Raw genomic sequence first — 402 nt, forward strand, 5'->3', positions numbered from 1 at the left:
GTCCTAAGAAAATGAAGGAACCAATTGGACGCTTAGGATCTTTCAGTCCTGCCCGTGCACGGCGTACAGCTTTAGAGATCGATTTAACAGCTTCTTCCTGACCAATAACTCGTTCATGTAGAATCGACTCCATCTTAAGTAAGCGGTCCGTCTCTTCTTCTGCTAATTTCGATACAGGGATTCCAGTCCAGCTTGCTACAACTTGTGCAATGTCTTCAGCTGTTACCTCTGTATCTTCTTGGCCTTGCTTTTTCTTCCACTCATTCTTCATTTCTTCTAACTCTTCACGTAAACGTTGCTCTGAATCACGTAAAGAAGCAGCTTTTTCAAATTCCTGGCTTTGAACAGCGGCGTCTTTTTCTTTTCTCGTTTCGTCAAGACGTTGCTCAAGCTCTTTCAAGT

General features: G+C 43.3%; 1 protein-coding gene. It reads right to left on the minus strand.

What is annotated here, in order from left to right; genetic code table 11:
• The coding region (locus KH400_RS21730; RefSeq protein WP_217228191.1) for a UvrB/UvrC motif-containing protein at nt 1–402 on the minus strand (402 nt) is incomplete at both ends.

It is taken from the genome of Desertibacillus haloalkaliphilus (assembly GCF_019039105.1).
Lineage (GTDB): Bacteria > Bacillota > Bacilli > Bacillales > KJ1-10-99 > Desertibacillus > Desertibacillus haloalkaliphilus.